The organism is Duganella sp. CF458, from assembly GCF_900113115.1.
Lineage (GTDB): Bacteria > Pseudomonadota > Gammaproteobacteria > Burkholderiales > Burkholderiaceae_D > Rugamonas.
This window is the reverse complement of sequence record NZ_FOOF01000012.1, coordinates 32,252-48,916: the sequence shown is the minus strand read 5'-3', so window position 1 is coordinate 48,916 and position 16,665 is coordinate 32,252. Positions and strand designations below refer to the sequence as shown.

The window sequence follows — 16,665 nt, the reverse complement described above, 5'->3', positions numbered from 1 at the left end:
GATGGTTCCTTCAGATTAAATCCGCCAGGGTCTGGCGGTCGAGATGACCGAGGTAAGCCTCGGTCGCCCTGTGCAATCCCGCCTGCAGGCGGCAAGCGCCGGCAAGTTGGCAGGTATTGCGCGTGGCATTGAAACATTCAACGATCGTAAAGTCGGCTTCGGCCAGGCGCACCACAGCGCCTACCGAAATCGAAGCCGGCGGCTGCGCCAGGCGCAGGCCGCCGGCCCGTCCACGCCAGGTGGCCACCAGCCCGGCCTGGCCGAGCCGGTGAGCCACCTTGCGCAGGTGATGTTCGGAGATGCCGTGCGCCTTGGCGATCTCCTGCACGGTCACCAACCTGCCCTGCTGCCGGCCCAGGTACATCAGCAGGCGCAAGGCATAGTCGGTGTGGCCCGTGAGGCGCATTGATTAATTCTCCAGCGCCACGCCTTCTGCCACGGCCTCTTCCTTCTTCGCCTTGCCGACCAGGCGCAAGGCAAACAGGGCGAGGAACAGGCAGCCGATCGCAAACACGATATCGCCTGGAACTCGCAGCCAGACCGCGGTTTCCATGAAGGTGGAGTGAACCACGTCCGGCGAACGTGCATACCACATGCCCTTGGTGATCGCAGCGGCAGCCTGGTAGATACCGGCGGGAACCAGCGAGATGAACACCATCATGGCCAGGCCGATATTCAGGAACCAGAACATCGATGCCAGCAGCTTGTCGGACCATGCGAAGCGGTCAACCAGGCCGCGCAGGCAGAACAGCATCAGGCCGATACCGAGCATGCCGTACACGCCAAACAGCGCAGCGTGGCCGTGTGCCGCGGTCATGTTAAGACCCTGCATGTAGTACAGCGCGATCGGGGTGTTGATCGAGAAGCCCAGCAGGCCGGCGCCCACGGTATTCCAGAAGCCCACGGCGATGAAGCACAGGATGGCCCATTTATAAGCGCCAATCCAGGGAGCCGATTTCGAACGCTTGTAGTTGCGGTAAGCTTCCATGCCGATCAGCGACAGCGGAACCACTTCCAGTGCCGAGAACATGGCGCCGATAGCGATCACCGAAGTTGGCGTACCGGTGAAGTACAGGTGGTGCAAGGTACCCAGGATGCCGCCGAACAGGAACACGATGGTTTCCAGGATGATGGCGCTATTTGCCGAAGCGGCGCGGATCAGGCCCAGGCGGGTGAACAGCAGCGCGATAACAGCGGTTGCAAACACTTCGAAGAAGCCTTCCACCCACAGGTGGACCAGCCACCAGCGCCAGTACTCGATCATCGAGTAGTGCGTGCCCTTGCCCCAGGTCAGGGAGGTTGCGTAGAAGCCGCCGATACACAGTGCAGCCAGGAATACCATGGCGATGATGCCGCGGCTTTCCGATGGTTTCTTCAGTGCCGGCCACAGGCCGCGGCCAAGCAGGAAGGCCCAGAACAGCAAGCCAACGAACAGCAGGATTTGCCACACACGGCCCATCGAGGTGAACTCGAGGCCTTGGTTACCCAGCCAGAACGCGAAATCCACGCCCCTGTGTTGCAGGGTGCCGAGCCAGCCGGTTGCGGTCGAACCAACCACGATGAACAGCAGCGCGTAGAACAGCACGTCGGTGCCCAGCTTCTGGAACTTCGGTTCCACACCCGAGATCGCAGGAGCGATATACAGGCCGGTCGCCAGCCAGGCGGTTGCGATCCACAGCACGGCGAACTGGGTGTGGATGGTGCGGCTGACGGTGAAAGGCAGCACATTGGCCAGCGGGATGCCGAAGAAGCTCGAACCTTCCACCGCAAAGTGCGCGGTGATCACGCCCATGCCGACTTGCGCCAGGATCAGGCCGATCACGACCAGGAAGTACTTCTTGGTAGCCTTCATCGAAGGCGTTGCCTTCAGCGAAAACAGCGGATCGTTCTTCGGCGGTACAGGATCTTCTTCCTCCTTGTGCATGCCGTGGTAGAACAGCATGCCGGCGATGGCGCCGATCATCAGGACAACCGAAGCAATCGACCAGATGCCGGCGCCGGCGGTCGGCGTATTGTCGATCAGCGGCTCATGCGGCCAGTTGCTGGTGTAGCTCAGGCCGACTTCACCTGGACGGTCTGCCGCGGCAGCCCACGAAGACCAGAAGAAGAAGCCGGTCAGCGCAGCGCGGTCGCTAGCTTCCGGCAGCGAGTTCGGCGCCATTGCATACTGTTCGCGCAGCTTGTCGTATTGTTCGGCGTTGCCGAACAGGCCAGCATAGTGGTTGGCCACGCTGCGAACCGCTTCAGCGCGGATGGCAGACAGCTTTACCTCATTGGCGTCGGCGTTGTAGGTATTGGTGCGCAGTTCGGACTTCACCAGGGCATCGACGTGGGCCTTGGCACCGGCGTCAAGCTGGGCGTATTCCTTATTGAAGTCCTTGCGCGCAAACAGATCTTGCAGCGCAACCGCTTCGCGGTGCAGCCAGTCGGCCGACCAGTCAGGTGCCAGGTAAGAGCCGTGACCCCAGACGGTGCCCAGTTGCTGGCCGCCAGCCGACAGCCAGGCGCTCTGGCCATATTTGACCTGGTCCGCTGTGTAGATCACCGCACCTGTTTCGTCGACGACTTGCGCTATTGGGGGCGCTTTCAGGTAAATTTCGCGGCCCACCCAGCCCAGTACCGTAAACGATAGCAGGCAGATAATGGCGAGCCACGTCCATAACTTCTTAGTGGCGTGCATGATAGCTCCTTTTGTGGTGTTTTAAATGTATGTTTTTAGCCAGAATACAGCCGCCACGCAGGCAGCTCACATGATCCAGGTCAAGTCTTGCTTAATGGCCGCCGCAACCGCCGCAACAGGTGTGGCTACGCTGTTGCGGCGCCACAGGTGGATAGCCATGTTCTTCCAGCAGTTTGCCCAGGTGGTGGATGCTGGTCAGGGAGTCATCGAAGGCAACTTCAACGTGTGCCGCGCCGGTTGGGGCGTGCACGCCGCGGATGCCGGGAACGGTGCGCAGCAGTTCAAGCACGCGGGTCACGTTGGCGGCGTCCAGGGCGGAAGCAAGTTGGAAAGAATGATGCATTTGTAAGTCCTCCTCGGGGTTGATGTGGGAGGAAGTGTATGGAGCGGCTGTTTTTTCGTCCTTGACGCAGCTTAAGCAAAACCGGCAAACCGGTGTCTGACCCGCAGGGTCAGACACCAACAGTCTTGAGGCCGGTGGCATGGTTTAAGTCCTTTGGCTTTCGCAGCACATCAAAAGCCTGGAACCAACCACCATCCGTCGCTGTGGCAGTGTCTGACCCTGCGGGTCAGACACTGGTTCACCGGTTTTCAGCCACAGCCACCCATATAGTGGCACTCAACACACCGCGTGCACCCATCCACCTTCCGCAGCGCCCTCGCCCCACACTCCGGGCACTTTCCCGCCGACTGCGCAGGCGCAGCCCCTGCCGCCGTCATTGCCTCCGGCGCCACATGCCCCGTCGACGCGCACCGCAGCGCCAACTGCGGCACCGGCACCTGGTTGCCATACGCATCCAGGAACCCACGCCGTATCAAGATCCGCTGCAAGGTAAACGCAATCGCCGCCACCTCGGAATCGTGATAAACCGGCACCTGCACGCCATCCTCACGCGTCAACAGCCCGCAACGAACCGGCCCCTTCTCCCAAGCCACTTCACGCATATCCGCCAGCGCCTTGGCAATCGAACTCCCGGCGCGCGCCGCCATCGACAACAAGCGCATGGACGAAGTGATCCACTGCTGCCCATCGCTGCGCTGGTTGGCCGGCATGAAGAACTCAAACGGACGCTCAATCCGCACCGGCGCCCCCTCCAGCATGCCATCCACGGTAATGAAGCTCACGGTCAGGTAGGCCGACTTCTTGCCCTCCTGCGTCCAGTATTCGACCTTCGAAGTCACCGACTCCAGCTCCCCCAGCGGACGCCCGTCAAAGCGCTTGCGCAAGGGATCATCGTCCCGCAACGCCGGCGCAACTGAAGCGGAAGCCGCCTCCGGCGCAGGCGCCACACTCAGCACGCTGCCCGTCACCGTATTCGGCCGGAAGGTCGCCAGCCCCTTCAGCCCCGCCACCCAAGCCTCCGTGTACAGCTCCTTGAAATCCTCATACGGATAATCTTCCGGCACATTGACCGTCTTCGAAATCGCCGTATCGACGAAAGGCTGCACCGCCTCCATCATGCTCACATGGTCCAGCGCCGCCATATCCAGCGCCGTCACGAACTGCGGCGGCAACTGGCCCATATCGAAGCCCATATGGCGATACAGTCGCCACGCATGATCGGCCACCTCATAGGAGCGCGACGACCCATCCGGCATGCGCTTGCGGCGCTGGTAGACCCAGGAAAAGGCCGGCTCGATGCCATTCGAAGCATTGTCCGCAAACGCCAGCGTGATCGTACCTGTAGGCGCAATCGACAGCAGGTGCGAATTGCGGATCCCATGCTTCGCAATTGACTCGCGCAAGTCATCCGGCAAGCGGCGTACGAAGGCACCCTCCAGGTACTGCTCCTTGTCGAAGAACGGAAAAGCGCCCTTCTCCTGCGCCAGCGCCACGGAAGCCGCATATGCCGCATCGCGCAAGGCTTCCGCAATGCTGGACGCCATTGCACGCCCGCTTTCGGAGTCGTAGCGCATGCCCAGCATCACCAGCGCGCTGCCGAGGCCAAGGAAGCCCAGGCCAATGCGGCGCTTGGCCGCCCCCTCATCGGCTTGCTGCGGCAGCGGCCACTGGGTCGCATCCAGCGCCAGGTCCAGCATGCGCACCGCGATGCCGGCCACCATGCGCATTGCCTCAAAGTTGAAGGCCGCGCGATCACTGAAAGGGTTTTGCACAAAACAGGTCAGGTTCAGCGAACCGAGATCGCAGCACCCATAGCCGGGCAGCGGCTGCTCGCCGCAAGGATTGGTAGCGCGCAGGGTCTCACAGTAATACAGGTTGTTCTCGGCATTGATGCGGTCCACGAACAGCACGCCCGGCTCGGCGTGATCGTAGGTGGACGTCATCACTTTATCCCACAATTCGCGCGCCGGCACACGGCGATAAACCCACAGCCCATCCTCACGCCGGCGAGCGCCAGCAGCCAGGTCCTCATCGCCCGGTTCGACCTTGTGCACCAGTTCAAACTCCGAATCCGACGCCAGCGCCTGCATGAATCCATCCGTCACGCCGATCGACAGGTTGAAATTGCGGAAACCGCCATCGTCCTTGGCAGCGATAAAGCGCTCGATATCCGGATGATCGATGCGCAGCACGCCCATCTGCGCACCACGCCGCGCGCCGGCCGACTCCACCGTCTTACAGGAAGCATCGAAGACTTCCATATACGACACCGGACCGGAAGCGCGCGACTGCGTACCCTTCACCTTGGCCCCCGCAGGGCGGATAGCGCTGAAATCGTAGCCCACACCGCCGCCCCGGCGCATGGTCTCCGCCGCTTCCGCGACAGCGGTATAGATGCCGGGCAGCCCGTCATCCTCTCCCGTCACCGAATCGCCCACCGGCTGCACAAAGCAATTCATAAGGGTGGCCTTCAGTCCCAGGCCAACAGCGGAATTGATGCGCCCAGCAGGCACGAAGCCATGCTCCTGCGCCCACAGGAATTTCTCCTCAAGGTCTTCGCGCAGCTCCGGCGCCTCCAGCGCAGCCAAGGCGCGCGCCACACGGCGGCGGACGTCGATAATGTCCCGCTCATCCCCCTTCGCGTATTTTTCGCGCAGCACGTCCAGCGAGATTTCCTGCGGCGGCATCGGGTTGCCGAACATTTTTTCGTTTGCATTCATGGGTAGCCCTGCTCAGGTTAAAACTGAGCCTGACTATCCCTGAATGCCGAAGCAAATTCCTTGATTCAGGATAAGCTTGGCGACCAGATGTCCTGTTCTGACCAACCCAACTCCCTGAAATCCTGCACCCGCAACGGCGCCTCCCCCTCCGAGAAGAACTCATCCAGTTGCGGCGGCGCGACCGGGGTGGACGACAGCATGGCATGCACCTGCCCCCGATGATGGATCTGATGCCCAAAGATATGGGCCAGCAGCCGCTGGCGGCTATCGCGCTGGAATTCGCCCTCACCCCGATCAATCACCACGACCCGGCCCAGATCGTCATCGCGCAAGCCCTTGCAATAAGCGATCAAACGATCGTCGGAAGCACGCTGCGCCGCCCAAAGCGCCGCACAAGTATCGAACGGCTCCTCCACCGCGAAGAATTCGCTGCAATAGTCGGGATGCGGCGGCGCCCCGCGCGCCTCCCGCTCCAGCGCATCGATATAAAACCAATCCACGGTAAGAATGTGATTCAGCGTAGCCCTAATCGACGGAAAAAACCCCGTCCTTGGCGCCACAAAATCTTCCTGCGACAACTGCGCACAAGCCCGCAACAGCCGATGGTTAGCCCAGCCATTGTTATACGCCTCCGTCAGGAAATGCCGCGACAGCCGATTACTGCCCAGCTCGTGTCCCACCATGGGGTCACACCCGAAATGGGACACGGCCTCTGCCGTTACAGGTTTAGTCATTGGATATGTAAATAGCTGATGCCAGGAGCATCTTCGAGAATCGAGCGCACCGCCGTGTACAGCTCCGCCACCACCGTCGCGCGTGGATCGCGCCCGGCCAGCCGCTCCATCAAGCCGCAATCGGCGAAAACATAAGCCTGCCAGCCCTCTTCCGCACTGGTGCAAGCCACATACAGCTCGCAATCTTCAGCCGCCACCGGCACGCACCACGCAAAATCCTCAGGAATCACGTCGCCCAGCGCGCGGTAGCCATGCGTGGGCAGCTCATTGGCCATCCACTCGGCCAGGCGGCGGCCATAAATACCGGGATTGGTCAGCTTGTCCTCATTCGCAACGATTTCGAAGCGGGACGACTGGAACATCAGGACCGGGCTATGCATTCTGATGCTCCTTTCATTTTTTCAGCTACGCGGCACTTGCGCGAAAGCCGCATTCAGTCGCCGCACCGTCGCGTTGTTCATCGATGCCGTATGCTTGTTCCAGCGGTCCATCGTGTGCTGCAGCTCGCTCTGCAGGCGCTGCGCCAGTTGGAACTCGCGCACACCGGCAGCCCAGATCGCAAATTCGGCGCGCGCCTCGAAACTGCCGAAGCGGTTGACGGCGTTTTCGAATTCGCTACGGGCTTCATCATTACGCCCCGCTGCCGCAAAGGCTTGCGCCAGCAGCAGGCTGCATTGCTCGGCGCGGTAATTGGCATCCGTACGACGGATAAATTCCAGGTGTTCGATGGTCTTGCCATAAGCGCCCACCGCCAGGTTGGCGCGCGCTGCGCCCAGGCGGATTTCCAGGTCCGAGCCGAAGGCGCCCTGCAAGCATGCCTCGTAAGTGCTTGCAGCTTCGGCCGTCTCACCCGCTTCCAGCAAGGCCGAGGCAAGACGCATCTGGTTCTGCGCGGTCGGGGTGAAGTTGAAAGCTTCACGCGCTTCGCGCAGTTCGCGGCCCGGATCAAGCATCTTGCCGGCGACCGCAACGGCCTTGCGTGCGCCAACTTCCAGGCGAGAGCTCGGCAGGTACACGGCGAAGAAATACACCAGGCTGCCCAGCAGTGGGAAAGAGAACAGGATCAGCAGCCAATACAATTCGCGTCCGCGACGCACCGCGTGCACGGCAAAAAAGATGGCAACCAAAATATGCAGACCCAGACCGAAAAACGGCATTTCACTTTCTCCTATCAGTTGAAGTTTCGATTATAGACGACCGTCCCGCAAGGGTTCCAGATGAATGCTCAGCCCGCTTGCCGAAGTACGGATCGCCGTCGGGAAGAACTGCACGCCGGCGTAACGCAGCTCATCCGGACGCCAGGTATAGATCGGCGTGTCGCGCGCCAGGCTGTCGGCCAGCAAACGGGCGGCACCGGCCACCTGGCGCTGCGTGCGCTCATCCAGCCCGTCCAGCCTGAAGTCGTCCAGGCGCGCTTCAGCCAGCATCACCGCGTTACGCGACTGGTCGATATTCAGGCGGCCCGACAGCGACAGGCTGCCGGTAAACTGCTGCCGCATCAGCGGCGACGAGACCGACAGCGTAGCGCCAAGCGCAATGCGGTCGTTCGGCAGCGTGGACAGCCGCGGCTGCTCCAACCGCAGCTCGAACACCGCCAACGCACGATGCTCAAGCGGGAAGCGCTGGTCGATATTGCGCTGCAGTCGCGCTAGCGGCACTTCGTAATCGCGCGGGCCAGCAAAGCTTGCGCAGCCGGACAGCAGCACCGTAGCGCCGCCTCCAGCCGCCAACGCAGCGATGGCAATGGCGCCTGTGGCGAGACGTCTGTGTGGGGTCATTTGCAGCTCCTGTGTCATATTCGGGGCAATGATAACGGGGATCACCTATGCAACCTGTAACCATTGGTATCGCTGGATGGGCCTTGCCGCGCGCCGATGCGGACCTGTTTCCGCCGTCCAGCTTCGGCAGCAACCTGGCGCGCTATGCGGCCGTGTTTGACGCAGTCGAAATCAATTCCTCCTTCTATCGCCCGCACAAGCCCGAAACCTATGCGCGATGGGCGGACAACGTGCCTGCCGGCTTCCGTTTTGCCGTCAAGCTGCCAAAATCCATCACGCACGAAAAGCGCTTGCAGGATATTGAAGCGGAACTGGACCAATTCGCGACCGAAGCGGGAGCGCTCGGCGACAAGCTAGGCTGGATCCTGGTGCAGACACCGCCAAGCCTGCGTTTTGACCCGGCTGCCGTAGCCGCCCTCTTCGCCGGTCTTGGCGAGCGCTTTGGAACCGAACCGGGCGACGGGAAGCGCGGGCGCTTGCGCCTGGCGTGCGAGGCCCGCCACGGCTCATGGTTTGACGACGAGGCGACAGCGTTGCTGAGCAAGATGGATGTGATCCGGGTAGTGGCCGATCCCCCTGCGGGCGAGCCTGGGCCATTTGTGGCAACCAGCGAAGACGCTGCCTACGTGCGCCTCCATGGCAGCCCGCAAATTTATCGTTCAGTCTACGAGCCGGAGCGGCTGGCACAGGTCGCAGCGTGGCTGCGCCCCCGGGGCGACCAGGCCCTGGTCATCTTCGACAACACCATGTCCGGCACCCAGGTCCGGCAAGCCGCGCAACTGCGCCAGATGCTCACTTCTTCACCCGACATCGCCCCATAGTTCCCAGTTGCAAAAAAACCACTTGCGCCCGACAGTTTCAGTGTTATAGTTCACTACAACACCAGTTCATTAAATCACCAACACTGGAGGAAACGATGTATGTGGAATGAAAACCGTCCGATCTACCTGCAGCTGAAGGAGCGGGTCGTCGGCATGATGCTGGATGGCTTGCTCAAGCCAGGCGATGCCCTGCCCTCGGTGCGCCAGGTCGCGGCCGATTACCAATTGAACCCGATTACCGTCTCCCGCGCTTATCAAGAGCTGGTTGACGAAACCTTGGTGGAAAAAAGAAGGGGATTAGGAATGTACGTTACCGAAGGCGCTGTTGATAAACTGCTGTCCACTGAACGCGACCGCTTTATCCGCGAAGAATGGCCCGCAATGGTCGAACGCATCCGCCGCCTGGGCCTGGACATTGAACAACTGCTGCGCGCCACGAATGTGCCGCCACAAGGAGCCCCGGCATGACAGCGATCATCACCGCTAAAAACCTGAGCAAAAGTTTCGGCACCACCAAGGCGCTGGATGATGCCAGCTTCGAAATCAAGGCTGGCCGCATCGTCGGCCTGATCGGACCAAACGGCTCCGGCAAAACCACCACGCTGAAAGCCATCCTCGGCCTGTCCCGCTTCGAAGGCGAGCTGAATGTACTGGGCCTGGACCCGCGCCAGCAGCGCGATGAGCTGATGAAGGACGTCTGCTTCATCGCCGACGTCGCCATCCTGCCGCGCTGGCTGAAAGTCAAGGACGCCATCAGCTTCTGCGAAGGCATCCACCCGCGCTTCAACCGCGAACGCGCCGAGAAGTACATCGCCAACACGAAGCTGTCGCCGGACATGAAGGTCAAGGCCATGTCCAAGGGCATGATCGTGCAACTGCACCTGGCGCTGGTCATGGCGATCGACGCCAAGCTGCTGGTGCTGGACGAGCCGACCCTGGGCCTGGATATCCTGTACCGCAAGCAGTTCTACCACCAGCTGCTGGAAGACTACTTCGACGAAAACAAGACCATCCTGATCACCACGCACCAGATCGAGGAAGTCGAAAACATCCTGACCGACCTGATGTTCATCCGCGACGGCAAGATCACCCTCGCCGCCTCGATGGACGAAATCGGCGACCGCTACACCGAAGTGATGGTGCAGCCGGAATACATGACCGCCGCCAGCGCCCTGCAGCCACTGCACCAGCGCACGGTGTTCGGCAAAGCGGTGATGCTGTTCGACGGCGTCTCGCGCAAGCAGCTCGAAACGTTTGGCGAAACCCGTACCCCTAGCGTGGCCGACCTGTTCGTAGCCAGCATGAAAGGACAATACGAATGAATACGATGAAATGGCTGATGCAGCGCGAGTACTGGGAGAACAAGGGCATGCTGTTCTGGGCCCCTGCCATTGTCTCCGGCCTGATGCTCGCCTTCACCGCCGTGATGCTCATCATCGGCAACAACATGGAAATGCATATCAACGGCGATAGCTTGTCGCGCTTCCATGAAATGAGCGCCGCGCAGCGGCATGAGCTCGCCAACGCCGTCGGCGCTGCCTTCCCGATGATGGCCACGCCGCTCTACATCCTGATGGCCTTCGTGATCTTCTTCTACTGCCTGGGCGCGCTGTACGACGACCGCCGCGACCGCAGCATCCTGTTCTGGAAATCGCTGCCGGTGTCGGACGTTACCACCGTGCTGTCCAAAGTGGCGGTAGCAACCGTAGCGGCACCGCTGATCGTCGCCATCATCGGCTTCGTGGCATCGCTCGCGATTATCCTGATGACGTCTCTCGCCCTCAGCTTCCACGGCGTGAACGTATTCGGCGACCTGCTCTCTTCCACCAACCTGTGGCTGTCGCCGTTCCGCATGCTTTCCCTGATCCCCATCTACCTGCTGTGGGCGCTGCCGACCGTGGGCTGGCTGCTGATGGTGTCGAGCTGGGCGCGCGGCAAGGTATTCCTGTGGGCAGTCGGCGCGCCCTTGATGACCGGTGCGCTGCTGGCCTGGGCCAACTACGCCTTCAAGCTGGGCGTCAACATCGAATGGTTCTTCTCGCAGGTGGTGCTGCGCTTGCTGGGCAGCGTGCTGCCAGGCGCCTGGTTCATCTTCGACCGCTCGGCGCAAGAGGCGATGAAACACGCCCCTGGGATGGAGAACGACCCGGCCGGCCAGATCAGCGGTTTCTTCAACGAGACTTACGCCTCGCTGGCCAGCCCGACACTGTGGGTTGGTGTCGCCGCTGGTGTAGCCATGATTGCCGTCGCAATCTGGATGCGCCGCTGGCGCGAAGAGAACTGATCACCGGCCAGCTGGTCGCGGCAGCCCGATGTTCATCGAGCTGCCGCCCATGCCTCCCGTTCGGCACCGCACTGAAGTCCCATCGGTTCACCGTTATAGTGACTGGATCACCAGTCACAGGAGCTGCCGATGGCGAAGTCGCCCCCAGGAATCCGCCTATTGCGCAGTCTTACCCGTGCAGGAAAGGCACAGCAAAAATTGCTGGCCACCTTCCTGGGCGCTTCGACACACAAGACAGCGAAACCTAAAAAGCCCCGGCGCAGCGCACCAAGCAGCCATTCCACGGCACCAGGCAAATGGATGGCCGCGCACTACCCGGGTCCGCCGGGCGCCTCACCCCTTGTCTATTGGCTCTATCTTCCCGAACGTACTCCTGAAAGCGCGACGCGAACTGGTTTGCCTTTGATCGTCATGCTGCACGGATGCCACCAGAGCGCTACCCAGTTCGCGCAGGGTACCCGCATGAATTTGCTGGCGGAGGGCAAAGGATATGCCGTGCTGTATCCGCAGCAGTCGGTGAGCGCGCATGCGCAGCGATGCTGGCATTGGTATAGCCAGGCTGCCCAGCAAGGCAGCGGTGACACTGCCAGGCTTGCAGCACTCATCGCACACATTTGCGAACGGCATCACGTCGATCGCAGCCGGATCTATGCATGCGGCATCTCGGCCGGCGCTGGAATGACCGCCGTCCTGGCGCTGCAGCACCCTCAGCTTTTTGCCGCGATCGGCCTGCATTCCGGCCCGGTGGCCGGCGTCGCCAAGTCCTCGGCCGAGGCCTTGCACGTGATGCGGCACGGAGCAAGCGTCCACGCCGTGGGAGTGATTCAAGAATTGCTGCACAGGCGCGCGTTGCACCCCAAGCCGGACGGCGCTTGCGCGAACCAGCCCTTGCCGGCAATCCTGATCCAGGGCGAGGCGGACAAGGTGGTACGACCAGTCAATCAGGCGCATCTTGCGCGCCAATGGTTGGCGCTGAATGGACTCAGCGCGAACACACCGTCGCAAGTGACGCTCAAACCCGAGGGAAAAACCGTTCGCCGGAATGCCTGCGAGATTCGCGACTTTCACGTTGGCCGCCAGGTTGTGCTGCGCGTTGCAAGCATAGCGGGCCTGGGACACGCATGGAGCGGCGGCGACCCGTCGCTCAAATTCAATGAAGCCGCAGGCCCGGATGCCAGCCGCATGATGCTGGACTTCTTTTCGAAACACCGGCGCTCACGCAAGGCATAAGCCAAGGGCGGCCGCCCCGCAGGCACGCCCGCCCCAGGATCAGGGCACGCTAGCGGGCATCAAGCAAGGCTGCGAATGCCTCCGCCCTCGCCGGCAGAGATCCGGTTGGGTAACACACACAATTAATTGATCACCATCACATCGAGGAATATACTTTCCGAGAGATCGGAGGAATTATGTCAGTCCATTCCCAAACATACGTTAGTAGTGTCGAGGCAGCTTACATCGCCGATGTGACGGACCGCGATGTCCATCGCGCGATTGACGAGCAGATCGTGCCTGATGGGTTCATTCAGCTCAGCAATGGGCGACGTCTTTCTCGTCTTGCAGCTGCCTTCATTGCGTTCTATTACAAAACAGAGACGATGTTCACCGCGAGCATGCGCAAACGCGTGCTCAACACCATCGCGGATCAAGTGACGAATTCCGGGAATTTGATCGTTACTGAGCATGAACTGCGAACACTTCTAAATCGAGCAGAAACCAAAAGCGTTCTCCACTTTTCGACCGAAGAGGCTGAGTCAGCTGTGTCCGTCGACTTTAGCAAATACATCAGCGTCGTCTTTAAGAGGTCTGAGGAAGTCGAACGAGCCCTATTGGCAATTTCTTCTAGTGAGGATGTCATGGGAGGCTTACCCGTATTTCGCGGAACGCGAGTCCCTGTCGACTCAATACTTGCTTCAATAGAGAATGGTGTCGAGTTATCGCGAATCAAAGATTCGTATCCGTTTTTGTCGGATGAGCTCATCAAATACGCGAAAATCTATTCGAGAGTTCGGCCTCGACGCGGGCGTCCCCGGCGCTTGGACGAAGTCAACCCTGGTTGGAAGGTAAAGACAGAGAAAATTGTTCGAGCAGCCAGCAAATGACCTTCCGCCTATTCATCGACGAATGCCTCTCGCCAGAACTCGTCGACATGGCGGTTGAAGCCGGTTTTGAAGCGACCTGCTCCAGGGACCGAGGAGTCTTGGGCATGAAGGACTGGAGCTTAGTCACCTATGTCGTGAATAACGACTTGACGCTTGTAACGCACAATTCAAGAGATTTCCGCGGTGAAGGCCCTGCGCAGCCCGGTGGATTACACGCACAACAAGAAATCCATGCAGGCCTGATCTGCATTAACTCGGTATTTAGCATGGACTTCGAGCGCCAACGGCGATTGTTCGGCTATCTACTGGATGAACTGATGCTTCATCCAGATCTTGTGAACCAGGCACTCGAAATCTTTGAAGACGAAAATTGCGAGGTCTCCATATCGCATTACGAGATTCCAGTAGCATAGCGAAAAATCTAACTCATCTGGCGCCATGGCTTTGGCGAACCGGCCAGCGCAAGGCGCCTGCATTGGATTAGAAATGGTACTCGGCGCGAACCATCGGAGTTTGCGCCAGACTCCCTGGCACGTTGGATGGATTGCCAAACTTGTTGCGCCAGTACTGGTACTCAAAGCCAGCCTTCAACTTACCCGGCTTCAGCCCCGCCGCTGCGCTGAAGTCATACATCACCTGCATGTCGATGTTGGTCTCCGGCGAAGTTGGTCCGCCGAACTCATTGCGGCCCTTCTCGCCGATGTAGTTCATATATCCTTCGAACGACCAGCCGCCGCCCAGCGGAATGCCCCAGGCGGCGTTTAGCATGGCATGCGTGTCGTAGTGGTAGCGCTTGGACACGCCGATCGGTTCATTGCTTTCCCATAGCGCCAGCAGGCTGATATTCAGGAAGCCGGGCACGTCGACCATCAGCGTTGGCCCGGCCACCAGCATTTGCTTGCGCGAGGCATAGCCCTTGTCGTTCTTGTGGTTCCAGTCGAAGCCCGCCGTGAGACCCAGGCCGCGCATGCCGGCGCCTTTGAATTCCTTGCCGGACAGCTTGCCGATATCGAGCGTGTGGCGGTACAGCAGGTAGGTTTCGGTCGCGCGGTCGTCCTTGCGGTCGGACTTCAGGATGTCCAGGTTCATGTAATTGCCGCCGTACTGGTAGCCGCTGGCGTGGGTCAGGTTGATCACGCTCTTGCGGATGTCCTCCGTGTTATACGGCTCGGCGAACCTGGTGCCGAAGCGGTAGCCGATGGAGTTGTCCATCCAGTCCAGTGCCAGGGCTGGCTGTGCGGCGCCAAGGGCCAGGGAGACAACGGCGGCGGCGCGCGCCAGCGGTGCGAATCGGGTCATGCATCCTCCTGTTAGCGTAATTTCGGGGTGGCGTCGAGCTTGAACAACCCTACCACTTCCTCCAGTCGTGCGGCCTGTTCGCTGAGCGATTGCGCGGCCGCGGCGGCCTCCTCCACCAGCGCGGCATTCTGTTGCGTGGTGTTGTCCATCTGGGTCACGGCTTGGTTGACCTGGTCGATGCCGAGGCTTTGCTCCTGGCTTGCGCTGGCAATTTCCTGCATCAGCCCTGCTACGTTCTGCACGGACTTGAGGATTTCCTGCATCGCGTTGCCGGCGGAATCGGCCAGCTTGCCGCCATCGGCCACCTGTTGCACGGATTCGGTGATCAGTTCCTTGATCTCTTTTGCCGCTGCCGCGCTGCGCTGGGCCAGGTTGCGCACCTCGCTGGCGACGACGGCGAAGCCGCGTCCCTGTTCGCCTGCGCGCGCCGCCTCGACGGCGGCATTCAGCGCCAGGATATTGGTCTGGAACGCAATTCCGTCGATCACGCCGATGATGTCGGAAATCTTGTTCGAACTGGCGGTGATTGATGCCATCTTCTCGACCACCTGCCCCACCACGTCGCCGCCACGCTTGGCCGATTCGGCAGTGCCGGCCACCAGCTTGTTGGCCTGCTCCGCGTTGGCGGTGTTGTTATGGACCGTCGAGGTCAGCTCTTCCATCGCCGCTGCGGTTTGTTCCAGATTCGAGGCTTGCCCTTCTGTGCGGGCCGACAGGTCCATATTGCCGCTGGCGATATCGCCCGTTGCCGCGCCAATGGCGCGGCTGCTGTCGCGTACGCGCAGGATGGTGGCGTTGAGCGATTCGACGAACTTGTTGAAGGCCCCTGCCAGCGCGCCCAGTTCGTCCTTCGACTGAACCGGCATGCGGCGCGTCAGGTCGCCGCCGCCACTGGCGATATCTTCCAGCAGTTCTGCCGCCTTCGCTACCGGGGATGCAATGGCGCGGGCGATGGCGAAGATCGCCAGCAAGCCGATGCCGCCGCCGATGATGGCGGCGATCAGCGACGTCATGGCGGCGCCGCGTGCGATGCCGGCCAATACTTCGGCTTCCGGCACTTGTGCGACCAAATAGGCGTTCAATTCGGGGATGAAGGACGAGGCAACCAGCATTTCGCCTTCGGCGCCTTTGAAGCTGTCCGCGACGAAGGCTTCGCCGCCCAGCAAGCGCTTGGCCAGGGCCGGCGTCATGCCGTGCAGTTCCGCCAGCTGGTGCTTGCCGTCGACCATTTTCGGATCGCGGTGAATCAGCACCGCGCCGTTGGCGCGCACCAGGAACACGTAGCCGGACTGGCCCAGTTTATAGTTGCGCACTGCTTCCGCCAGCGCATTGACGGACAGGCCCAGGCCGGCCGCGGCCTGCTTGCCGCCTGCCGTCTGTACGCGGGTGTTAATGAACAACATATAGGTATCGGCGCTGACGTCTTTGTCGATGTCGAGCTGATAAGCCGAGCTGCCCGAAAGGAAGCCGTAGAACCATTGGTCGCTGGCGGCTTTCTCGTTCAGCGTGCGGTCGTAGCCCTTGTCAGTGTAGTACTTGCCGGTCGCGCGCGACACCCAGAACACGGTGGCCGCATTGTTCTTGGACTTGAGGTTCTTGGCTTCGGTCGTCCATGCTTCCACGCCCTCGTCCGGCACGCCCGCGTCCTCCCAGGCATGCAGGAAGGTGTTGTTGGCCAGGGTTTGGGAGACCGCTAGCGGGGTGGCGATCTGGCGCAACACGTCGTTGCGGATGGCCGCGACCTGGGCCGGAAGTTCCTGCCGCAGCACGCGCTCGCGCGCCGCCTGGCTGGTCTTCATGATGCTGAGGGTGGAGGAAATGATGATGAACAGCAGAAGGGTCAGGCCCATGCTGAGAAGAAGCTTGTGCCGGATGGACAAGCGGTGCAGCAATTCCATTCGAACTCC

17 protein-coding genes are annotated in these 16,665 nt (G+C 60.9%); 7 read left to right on the top strand and 10 right to left on the bottom strand.

Annotated elements, in window-relative coordinates; genetic code table 11:
* Positions 1 to 10 precede the first annotated feature (10 nt).
* The 8 genes from BM269_RS18960 to BM269_RS18925 form a co-directional block, all read right to left on the bottom strand.
* Positions 11 to 406: an RrF2 family transcriptional regulator gene (locus tag BM269_RS18960; RefSeq protein WP_055925684.1), complete on the bottom strand. Its 396-nt coding sequence runs from the start codon at positions 404 to 406 to the stop codon at positions 11 to 13.
* Between the two features lie 3 nt (positions 407 to 409).
* Positions 410 to 2,680: a nitric-oxide reductase large subunit gene (locus tag BM269_RS18955; RefSeq protein ID WP_090440385.1), complete on the bottom strand. Its 2,271-nt coding sequence runs from the start codon at positions 2,678 to 2,680 to the stop codon at positions 410 to 412.
* Between the two features lie 91 nt (positions 2,681 to 2,771).
* Positions 2,772 to 3,023 carry a hypothetical protein gene (locus BM269_RS18950; protein WP_090440382.1) on the bottom strand — a complete coding sequence of 84 codons (252 nt, stop codon included), beginning with the start codon at positions 3,021 to 3,023 and terminating at the stop codon, positions 2,772 to 2,774.
* Between the two features lie 248 nt (positions 3,024 to 3,271).
* A complete protein-coding gene (locus BM269_RS18945; protein ID WP_090440379.1) occupies positions 3,272 to 5,743 on the bottom strand; it encodes an adenosylcobalamin-dependent ribonucleoside-diphosphate reductase in 2,472 nt (823 codons plus the stop codon).
* A gap of 65 nt (positions 5,744 to 5,808) precedes the next feature.
* Positions 5,809 to 6,426 carry a DinB family protein gene (locus BM269_RS18940; RefSeq protein WP_090440813.1) on the bottom strand — a complete coding sequence of 206 codons (618 nt, stop codon included), beginning with the start codon at positions 6,424 to 6,426 and terminating at the stop codon, positions 5,809 to 5,811.
* A gap of 47 nt (positions 6,427 to 6,473) precedes the next feature.
* A complete protein-coding gene (locus tag BM269_RS18935; protein ID WP_090440376.1) occupies positions 6,474 to 6,857 on the bottom strand; it encodes a hypothetical protein in 384 nt (127 codons plus the stop codon).
* 21 nt (positions 6,858 to 6,878) lie between these two features.
* Positions 6,879 to 7,634: a tetratricopeptide repeat protein gene (locus BM269_RS18930; protein WP_090440373.1), complete on the bottom strand. Its 756-nt coding sequence runs from the start codon at positions 7,632 to 7,634 to the stop codon at positions 6,879 to 6,881.
* A 30-nt stretch (positions 7,635 to 7,664) separates the two neighbouring features.
* Entirely contained in the window at positions 7,665 to 8,255 is a 591-nt protein-coding gene (locus BM269_RS18925; RefSeq protein ID WP_090440371.1) for a DUF1439 domain-containing protein, read from the bottom strand.
* A gap of 47 nt (positions 8,256 to 8,302) precedes the next feature.
* Here BM269_RS18925 and BM269_RS18920 point away from each other — a divergent pair, with 47 nt between their 5' ends.
* The 7 genes from BM269_RS18920 (at position 8,303) to BM269_RS18890 (ending at position 13,872) form a co-directional block, all read left to right on the top strand.
* On the top strand, positions 8,303 to 9,076 hold the full coding sequence (locus tag BM269_RS18920) for a DUF72 domain-containing protein (RefSeq protein WP_090440368.1): 774 nt from the start codon (positions 8,303 to 8,305) through the stop codon (positions 9,074 to 9,076).
* A gap of 99 nt (positions 9,077 to 9,175) precedes the next feature.
* Entirely contained in the window at positions 9,176 to 9,544 is a 369-nt protein-coding gene (locus tag BM269_RS18915; RefSeq protein WP_090440366.1) for a GntR family transcriptional regulator, read from the top strand.
* The gene (locus BM269_RS18910; protein WP_090440363.1) at positions 9,541 to 10,398 is read left to right on the top strand and encodes an ABC transporter ATP-binding protein; all 858 of its coding nucleotides are present in this window, start codon (positions 9,541 to 9,543) and stop codon (positions 10,396 to 10,398) included. Before BM269_RS18915 ends, BM269_RS18910 begins: the two co-directional genes overlap by 4 nt.
* Entirely contained in the window at positions 10,395 to 11,360 is a 966-nt protein-coding gene (locus BM269_RS18905; protein ID WP_090440360.1) for a hypothetical protein, read from the top strand. Before BM269_RS18910 ends, BM269_RS18905 begins: the two co-directional genes overlap by 4 nt.
* 129 nt (positions 11,361 to 11,489) lie before the next feature.
* On the top strand, positions 11,490 to 12,590 hold the full coding sequence (locus BM269_RS18900; RefSeq protein ID WP_090440357.1) for an extracellular catalytic domain type 1 short-chain-length polyhydroxyalkanoate depolymerase: 1,101 nt from the start codon (positions 11,490 to 11,492) through the stop codon (positions 12,588 to 12,590).
* A 176-nt stretch (positions 12,591 to 12,766) separates the two neighbouring features.
* Positions 12,767 to 13,459: a DUF433 domain-containing protein gene (locus BM269_RS18895; protein WP_090440354.1), complete on the top strand. Its 693-nt coding sequence runs from the start codon at positions 12,767 to 12,769 to the stop codon at positions 13,457 to 13,459.
* Complete coding sequence (locus BM269_RS18890; RefSeq protein WP_090440352.1) at positions 13,456 to 13,872, top strand: DUF5615 family PIN-like protein; 417 nt, start codon at positions 13,456 to 13,458, stop codon at positions 13,870 to 13,872. Before BM269_RS18895 ends, BM269_RS18890 begins: the two co-directional genes overlap by 4 nt.
* 67 nt (positions 13,873 to 13,939) lie before the next feature.
* On the opposite strand, the gene BM269_RS18885 is transcribed toward BM269_RS18890, so the two are convergent.
* Positions 13,940 to 14,758: an outer envelope protein gene (locus tag BM269_RS18885; RefSeq protein ID WP_090440347.1), complete on the bottom strand. Its 819-nt coding sequence runs from the start codon at positions 14,756 to 14,758 to the stop codon at positions 13,940 to 13,942.
* Positions 14,759 to 14,769: 11 nt separating this feature from the next.
* A complete protein-coding gene (locus tag BM269_RS18880; protein ID WP_090440344.1) occupies positions 14,770 to 16,656 on the bottom strand; it encodes a methyl-accepting chemotaxis protein in 1,887 nt (628 codons plus the stop codon).
* Between the last annotated feature and the right edge of the window lie 9 nt (positions 16,657 to 16,665).